Origin of the sequence: Rhodococcus sp. NPDC058521 (genome assembly GCF_042719695.1) — a bacterium.
Taxonomy (GTDB): domain Bacteria; phylum Actinomycetota; class Actinomycetes; order Mycobacteriales; family Mycobacteriaceae; genus Rhodococcus_F.
This window is the reverse complement of record NZ_JBHXNL010000016.1, coordinates 87,071-94,869: the sequence shown is the minus strand read 5'-3', so window position 1 is coordinate 94,869 and position 7,799 is coordinate 87,071. Positions and strand designations below refer to the sequence as shown.

Here is a 7,799-nt window from a genome sequence, read left to right as displayed (position 1 = left end):
TAGCCGGTCTCAGGTGCCCACGCTCACCTCCACAGCAGCGTGTCGCACATCTGGGTAGACATCTCGTGTCTCACATGTCCCCAGACTGAACAGAGCCGCTGGACTCGTCAGCCACTCACGGGGGTAGGGTGTGCATACTGCACATCGGCGTAGGAGGGATCACTCGTGGCAGATGCGGACGAACCGCTTGCCGCTCTCGAATACGAGATGATGCTGCTCTCGCGTCACTCGCTCATGGCTCGCCAGCATCGCAAGGGGCAGGTACTCGAGCGATCCGCCTACGTGCTGCTGAGCCGGTTGGAGCTCGAGTCGCCGATGAGCCTGAAAGAACTGGCCGAGGCGTTGCGGCTCGACATCTCGACTGTCAATCGGCAGGTCCGCTCGATGATCACCCAGGATCTTGTCGAGGGTGTGATCGATCCGGACGGGGGAGCGGCACGCAAGTTCGTCGCGACCGCGCACGGATTGAAGCAGTTACGAGTCGACAGGGCGATGTCCACCGACGGCCTGGGGCAGGTCGTAGAAGGTTGGGGCCCTTCCGACACAGAGACGCTGATACGGCTGTTGAGAAGGTTCAATCGTTCCGTCGAGCGCTTGGAAGACAACGAATGGCCCCGGCCGGAAGACTAGATCGCGAACATGATTCGGCGCGACAATTCCTCGAGCAGGCGGGACGGCGACGCAGGGAACAGACGCGCTGCGTCATCGACGTGATGGACGTATCGACCGTCGTCGAGGTCTATCCACGTGAACTCGTCGACGAGCGGTTCTTTCAGACCGTCGCGTCGTCCACGAATGCAGATGTAGCCGACTCCGTTCCGAGGCTGCGACAGCAGTCGCCGAATCCGCTCTCCAGGTGAGTCGATGGTGCTCTGCAGGATCGACGTGCCGTTCCGTGGCGAGAGGTCGTCCGGGTGGGCAGACAGCTCCGGCCCGTGCCCCGCCTGGCAGGCGGGAAGGTCACCGACGAGTCCGAGGGCCAGGGCGGTGCAGTTGCGAGCGATGCTGTCCTGGTTCATAGACACGTGTATGTCACCGCCCCCGACGGAACCGACGGCTTGTTCGGCCAGGACGGCAAGGTCGTTGCCGAGGCAACCTCTGCGTCTGACTGCGCCCTCGGGGTACGGCGCATACACGGTCACCGAAATCGTCGGATCACGGAGGGCGGTAACACAATCGGCCAACTGGCGGTCGTTCAACGAGTTCCGCCACGCCAGCAACGCACGTGTGTGGTGTCGATGAACGTCCTCGGTGTCGGCCGTGTCCCGGTAAGTCAACGGGTACGGCATGCGGTCGAGGTCGGTCGCCTCCCAGAGAGTCATGAATTGGGCTGCGGTGAGCTGCCAGCCCATCAGCGGAGTACCGGTGGTCCGACGGGCGCGATGCGACCTATCAACTCGGTGCCGTTGTCGACGTTCACGAGGTAGCTGGGAGTCTTGTGCTCGGTGTCTGCACTGCCTTTGGCTGCGCCACGTCCGCCGGCGGCCATCATGTGATTGCCTGCGCCGCCGATCGTTCGTGAACCGTGCGCCGCCGGATGGGATCCGACCGGTGGCGTTGGCGTGCTGGTTCCGTTGGGTGCAACGGGGACGGGTGTGGAGGCCGAACCTGCCCCGAACGGGCCGGGCCCCGGTGCACGAACGGCGTTCGGAAGAAGGCTATTGGTCGCCGCACTCGTTGCGCGCGTTGGCGTGGGACTCGCGCCACTGTCCGATCGAACTGCGCCCGTCGTGCCCGCAGGTGTCGAGGTGAAAGAAGTGCCGGGCGACGGGGTGAAGCGTGCGGCTCCGCTACAAGCCGGTGAGTGTGCGGTGTGCAGTGCGGGACCGGGGTGGTTGGTCGGCGCCTGGGCAACGCCGTATTGAACCACTGGTTGTGTGGCAGCGTGATTCACGACTGTCGAGGTGACGGTGACCGAAGTCGGGGTGGCCGGGTAGGTCGGGGAATCGGGGCGATCGTCGCCCAACTGGGGCGAGACGTCGGCGGTCGATACTTCCGAGACCGGCTCGCTCGGTGGTGGTGGTGCGTCGATGGAGGGCGATTCCTCGATCATTGTCATGGGGCTCGAACGATTCTGTGGCTCGGGGAGGGTGGGCACATCTGTGCCGGCATCTCGATAGAGCGGCGTATACAGATTGGTGAGGGCGAGTGCGGCCGCTTGCCGGGCGTCTTCGCGGTTCTCGTGCGTTGTCTGTTGGTATGCCCCGCTGAGTGACTGGACAATCGAAGTGTCCGGTGGGGGAACGGCGGCTTTGATCGCGTCGATACCCGCGTGTACCTGATGGAGTTTCACGCCGATGACGTTGATGCTTTCCCTGAGTTCGATCCCACGCCGCCCTAGTAGATCGACTGCGGCGCTCGCCTCGTCGGCTGCCGGGCCCTCCCAGTTTGCGTGGATGGTCGCTTTCAGAAGCGCGACTCCGAGTCCGAAGGGGATGAGTGCGGCGATCTCGTTGTATGTCTCCGCAAGCTGGCGGATGCGGGGCCCGTCGATCGACTGGGTGGCGTTGTACATGCGTGCGTGATCCCATCCGAGGAAGTTCTCGGCCGTCGTCACGTACGGCGGATCTGTTTCGCCACCGAGTCTTTCGGAGACGACGTCTTCGGTGCGTGCCAACCTGCGCTGTCTAACGGTCTGCTCGATCATGGGCGCTCGCCGATCACTGCATCCAAGGCCTGGCGTATTTCACTATCGGCGGCGGCGTACCCGGCGCCACCGTTCGAGAAAGTATCCCGCATATGAACAACCACGGACCGATACTGTTTCAGCCGCTCGACCACGGAGGCATGACCCACGGTGCCCTTCGCCTGGAAGCCCGCGTGTAGTTCGACGGCAGACGGGAAGTCTCCGAATCCGGAGATGTCCGTCAAATCTCGGGCCCGCTCGAGAGCCAGATCGAGTTGATCGATCATCCCGTCACACACGTTCTGGCACTTGGTCATTGCGTCCGCATTCAGATACATCGATTTCGACATTCCCACCCCCGAAGAGAACGAAGCCTGTGTAGCAGTGATGCTACGACGCCGGGCGGACTCCAGTGCGGGCCAGAACTCCTGTTGTGGATAGACAGGTGCCGAAAGGAAATCTGTGGACAAACTCGGCGCCCTTACTCGCTGATCTCGTAGGTTCCCGTCGCCGACCACAAGGCGGTCCCCGGTGGAATCGAAGAACAGAGTCCTGTTCCCGTCCGAGTGCGAGTCTCGAGGACCGGAGATTCTGCACTGCTGGCAACCTCGGTCAGGGCGGCACGCGGCCGCGAGATTGCGCGCTGGAAGTGCCGTGGAACGGGCAGAGTCGCGTGTTTGTCGAGATTGCAGCGAGCATCCGTGACGACCAGGTTTGCCATACCGTCGATCGGGATTCGTGACCACGGCGACACGTGGTCTACGTGCGCGACCTGACGACTCGCCCCAGTGCTGTTCGGTCCGTGCCGAGCAGGAATCCTGCGAGATCCGTGCTCCAGGTGGTCTCGATCAATTCGGGTCACGTCCGCCGTCCACATCATTTCGATCATCGGACGTAGGAGCGAAGCCAACTGTCTGAGCTCATGGGGCCCTGGGACGAAGGACGATGGGACCGCCAGCGTCCAACGCTCGATAGCTCATCTTCTTGTGCAATCCACTGGCATCGAACAGGAAATCGCCTGAGTCCGAAACACTCCCGCCTGGACGTGTCCGAAGGTCGGTCAACGGTTGCTGCGCCAGTGTCAGCTCGACCTGTCGCACGGTTCGCAGGTAGGCGCTGTCCTGGGACTCGCGGGCGGCCTCCGCGGTCGCCAGCAAGGTACGGGCGTGACTGGCGCCCGTACCTTGCTGGCGACTCGGTGTGCAAGTTCTTGGACGGTACGGCCAGTGATCCGGCCGGAGCAGGTTCGTGTAGAGATACGTCGATGATGGACATCAAGCAGGCGAGTTTGTATGTCGACACGCGCCGACCACCCTCGCACAACTCGACGAGGCGCTGGCCCGGCACGAGGGGAGGGATTGGTTTGTTCACGGAGTCACTGTTCGTCGAACAGAGTGGGCTCGTTGGGCGAATTCTCGTCTTGCGGCCCGGGATCGGGGTTCTCGTCCTCGGGGCTGAGTACGACGGTGCGCAGGGCGTCGCGGAGCAGGTCCATTATCGATCGCCACGACACCGCTTGCGCTTCGAATGCGTCGCGCATCGAAAAGTCTTCGTCTTCTGCCGCGAGTTTGGACGACTGCTGCAATTGGTTCTGCCATTGGTGGGCGAGGTTGAGCAGCTTCAGTATTCGATGACGGTCGTTGCCGCATACCTGGGCAACCACGGACACGTCCAGGTCGCCTTCACCCTTGGGGTCGAGGTGGAAGAGAGTCAGCAGTTCGGTGGGGATGCTCTCGGAGGTCAAGTCGACGTCCGGAGCGAACTCCGTACCGGTGGGGCCGAAGAACGGGTCACCGCCGAACTTCTTCGGGAAGGTCTCGTCCACCGTTCGCAGGAACTCCGAGAACATTCGGCACATGTCTGTGAGGTGCTTGGGTACGAACGGATCGGCGGGTACTTCCATGAATGCCGACAGCCGATCGTCGATGAGAACGAACTTGATTCGAGACCACGTGCGGTTGAGATCGGCGACCAATTCGGCCGCGCGGGTTCTGTTGCTGATGTTGTCGACGAGCGGGGCGAACAACTGGACGTCGAGCGAATCCGCAAGGGGTCCGACGAACATGATGGTGTGTCCGACGCGCACCGGTATGTCGCCGTCGGGATCCTGTTGCGGCACCACACCCAATACGGACACGAGCGTCCGCGCCACCAGTTCCTTCAGGTGGGCGGCACCGTGTGGTGTGACCGGTGCGGTCGGGGGCAGGTCGGGGACGAGAGACGGGGCGGCGGAGGTCACTTCGAAGGAGGGGACTGCCTCGCTACCCGACTCCACACTGTCGAGGAAGGCAGGGTGGGCTACGCCCCACACATCTCGGAACGCTGCAACGGACATGGCGGCCAGTTGGTCCGCCCAGGACTGGCTCTTGTCCACGTAGAAGGACGGCGAACTCTCCCCGTCGACCTCCGACCCGTGCGTCGGGGGAAGCCAACCGAGTTGGGTGAGGTATTGCTGGTCGGAGTCGCTGAGCGCCCGCGAAGGGTGCAGGACGTGGTTGGAGGGAACCTCACACCTGACCATGTCCGCATCCCACACCAGGTACTGGATGTAGGGCATGGGTCGCTCCGGGTCGATCTCCTCGAATCCCGATTCGAGGATGAGGAGGTCACCGCGTTGCATCGACGCGAGGTGATCGGCGAGGCGACGTTGGAAGTCGGCCCAAGCCTGATTGACGCTGGAGTCCAGGTCGAACTGGCTTACGTCGAACTCGGCGTCGGACACCGGCACACCTCCCTTCGTGGAAACACCACGTTAGTGGGCGCCGCCGACATCGGCGCAGTCGCCCGCGAGTTGTCAGCGAGCTTGCCCGGCGGGCAGGACTCCCGTCGTACTGCCCAACACGCCGAGGAGGTCCCAGGAACTGCCTGGCTGAACCGTCACCGTCTCACCTCCGAAAACGATATATCGGCCGTCGCCTCGGATGTCCCGCCACGCGGCGCCTCCGCCGAACCTGCCGGCGTGGCGTGGTCCGCGGACGACCTTCACGACTCCTTCACCCACGGTCGGACGGTCGAGAAGGTCTGCGACAGGTCTCAGCGTGGAAGTTTCCTCCGGCCGACGCAATACACGCGTACCCGGTCGGGCCTGGCTTCCGCGACTGAACTGCACGCCCCGGTACCTACCCGGCTCGGTGGGCGGGATCTGCGCCAGCACCTGTCGTGCGACGTCGTACGGTTCGCACCCGAGCATCACCACATGACCGCCCTCACGCTGAGCAGACCGAGGATGCTGCAACGCCACGAGACCGTGATGCCGCGTCATTGCACCGATGATGCGCAGGGGGATCTCGTCTGCCGAGCCTGTCAGCTCGATTCGGATATCGGGTTCGGCCAGAAGTAGGAAGGCCGCTGCCAGCACATCGTGTTCCGGCCCGTCGAATGTCTGTCGAACCCGCCGCTGTTGCTCGGCGTGGTCCTCGGCCACGGCGAGGTCGCTCGAGAGGTCGAACGGAAACGGCGCCCGATCCTGCCCCGTGCGCGCCCACAGCGCCGCGAACTGTGCGCTGGACAGGGTCCAACGGCTCACTGCTAGCTTCCGATCACGGACGGGGAAGCGGGCGGCAACTTGCCGACCACTGCGCTGCCTTCGTCGATCTCGACGAGGAAGGTGGGCGGTTCGACGTCGTCCTCTTCGGAATCAGGCACATCCGCAGAAGGTGGGGCCGCCGACGCCTCACGGTGCCCGGCGACCACTTGCCCCGCGTAGTGGGCCGCGCCACTGCCGAGAGCCCCCGCCATCGCACCGAGTGCCATGGAACTGCCTGCCATGGAACCGCCCGCTGCGGGTGCTAAGGCAGCGTCAGGGCCGTGGGCGGAATCCCGATGTGCCTGCGGGGCTTCCGGCACTCCTGCGGGGTCGACGGTGCCGGCACCACTCCACGAGATGCCGTGCACCCCGTTGGGTCCCACATCCTGTCCCGACGTCGCCAGAACCGACGCCGACGAGACCGCGGCAGGGGAGTGGGTGAGGTCGGGCAGGTGTGCGCTCGCCTGCTGCAACGCGGGGTGGTAGGTGGATTCGACTGCGACCTTCGCGGCCTGCTCGGCATCGTGTGACGCTTCGTCGGCATCCCACATCCACGGCATCGACCGGACCCAGCCTTCCGTTCGGTCGCCTGGGGCCGAGACCATGGACTTCAACGATTCCGCACCCGAGGTGGCGTGTTCCATCGCCGTTCCCACATCGACGAACCCGCAGCCGACGCGTTCCACGGACCGGGCGTATTCATCGACGGACGCACCAGCGGAGTGTGCTGCTTCACCGGACCATCCAGCCGCGAGAGCGGAACTCACCGAATCGCGAAAGGCATCGATGGCCGCGTCGAAATCACGACCGAAAGCCTTCCAAGCATCGGAAACCGCAGCGGCAGAAGTAGGTTCGAGTGACTGCGCAGCGGCATCGAGTGCATGATGATCCCACGCGAAGTGATGTACGTTCTCCATTCCGACCTCCACTCCGGACTATCCGTCCCGGAATGGAATCCCCCCAGTCCGGCGATATGCACCCTACAGGCAGCGTGCCCCCGGACGTCTAATTTCCTGGGCGGGTGGTGATCGGCGGCATCGTGATCGTCGGGCGAGTGGTTGCTGCCTCGCTCTCTCCGACCTCGAGGCCATCCATCGAGGTCTCCGAGACGACGGCGGCCTCGGATTCCGTCGGCTCTTCGCGCACGGACACGTCGGGTTCGTCGGTGGTGCTGAGAGACGCATCGGTTGTCGGCACCGGGGTCGCGGTGTCTTCGGCCGCCGGGGACTCCGGGACCGGCGTGGGAGCCGGAGCCGGAGCCGTGGTCTGCGGCCTCGGAGTAGTGGGTGCGGCCACCTGCCAGGTGGGTGACGGCGGAACGACGATCTCGTTGACCGGGTCGGCAGTCGGCGCGGTTGCCTGCTGCAATCCGACCTGGACCAGCGGCGGAGCTTGCACTGTCTTGGTATCCCCGCCGAACGCGCCACCGACTGCCCCCACCAAGAGGCCCGAGACGACGGAGAAGGCTGCGACGCCCAGCGCTCCGATCGCCACTGTCTTGTCTTTCATTCGTTACCCGTCGTCGGCATCCAAGTCGGCGTACACCATAGGGGGCTTTGGGTGGGGATACACCATCGATCCGGGTAGATGTGACGATCGTCGCGTCCACTTCGAGTTAGCGGAAGGCTTGCTTGTGATGGACTGTCG

General features: G+C 64.1%; 9 protein-coding genes. 1 reads left to right on the top strand and 8 read right to left on the bottom strand.

Features of this window, described 5'->3' with window-relative positions:
• Window positions 1–165 precede the first annotated feature (165 nt).
• Entirely contained in the window at window positions 166–630 is a 465-nt protein-coding gene (locus tag ACFWO3_RS20030; protein WP_378581023.1) for a MarR family winged helix-turn-helix transcriptional regulator, read from the top strand.
• Here ACFWO3_RS20030 and ACFWO3_RS20025 read toward each other — a convergent pair.
• From ACFWO3_RS20025 to ACFWO3_RS19990, 8 genes are all read right to left on the bottom strand, one after another.
• A complete protein-coding gene (locus ACFWO3_RS20025; protein ID WP_378581021.1) occupies window positions 627–1,352 on the bottom strand; it encodes an ESX secretion-associated protein EspG in 726 nt (241 codons plus the stop codon). The two genes, ACFWO3_RS20030 and ACFWO3_RS20025, sit on opposite strands and share 4 nt — an antisense overlap.
• A complete protein-coding gene (locus ACFWO3_RS20020; RefSeq protein ID WP_378581020.1) occupies window positions 1,352–2,647 on the bottom strand; it encodes a hypothetical protein in 1,296 nt (431 codons plus the stop codon). The genes ACFWO3_RS20025 and ACFWO3_RS20020 overlap by 1 nt, the downstream gene beginning before the upstream one ends.
• Complete coding sequence (locus ACFWO3_RS20015) at window positions 2,644–2,976, bottom strand: hypothetical protein (protein WP_378581019.1); 333 nt, start codon at window positions 2,974–2,976, stop codon at window positions 2,644–2,646. The genes ACFWO3_RS20020 and ACFWO3_RS20015 overlap by 4 nt, the downstream gene beginning before the upstream one ends.
• Window positions 2,977–3,107: 131 nt before the next feature.
• Window positions 3,108–3,347, bottom strand: a complete 240-nt coding sequence (locus tag ACFWO3_RS20010; protein ID WP_378581017.1) for a hypothetical protein — start codon at window positions 3,345–3,347, stop codon at window positions 3,108–3,110.
• A 654-nt stretch (window positions 3,348–4,001) separates the two neighbouring features.
• Window positions 4,002–5,348 carry a hypothetical protein gene (locus ACFWO3_RS20005; protein ID WP_378581015.1) on the bottom strand — a complete coding sequence of 449 codons (1,347 nt, stop codon included), beginning with the start codon at window positions 5,346–5,348 and terminating at the stop codon, window positions 4,002–4,004.
• A gap of 72 nt (window positions 5,349–5,420) precedes the next feature.
• The gene (locus ACFWO3_RS20000) at window positions 5,421–6,152 is read right to left on the bottom strand and encodes an ESX secretion-associated protein EspG (protein ID WP_378581014.1); all 732 of its coding nucleotides are present in this window, start codon (window positions 6,150–6,152) and stop codon (window positions 5,421–5,423) included.
• A gap of 2 nt (window positions 6,153–6,154) precedes the next feature.
• Window positions 6,155–7,069, bottom strand: a complete 915-nt coding sequence (locus ACFWO3_RS19995) for a hypothetical protein (protein ID WP_378581011.1) — start codon at window positions 7,067–7,069, stop codon at window positions 6,155–6,157.
• A gap of 88 nt (window positions 7,070–7,157) precedes the next feature.
• Complete coding sequence (locus ACFWO3_RS19990; RefSeq protein WP_378581009.1) at window positions 7,158–7,661, bottom strand: hypothetical protein; 504 nt, start codon at window positions 7,659–7,661, stop codon at window positions 7,158–7,160.
• Between the last annotated feature and the right edge of the window lie 138 nt (window positions 7,662–7,799).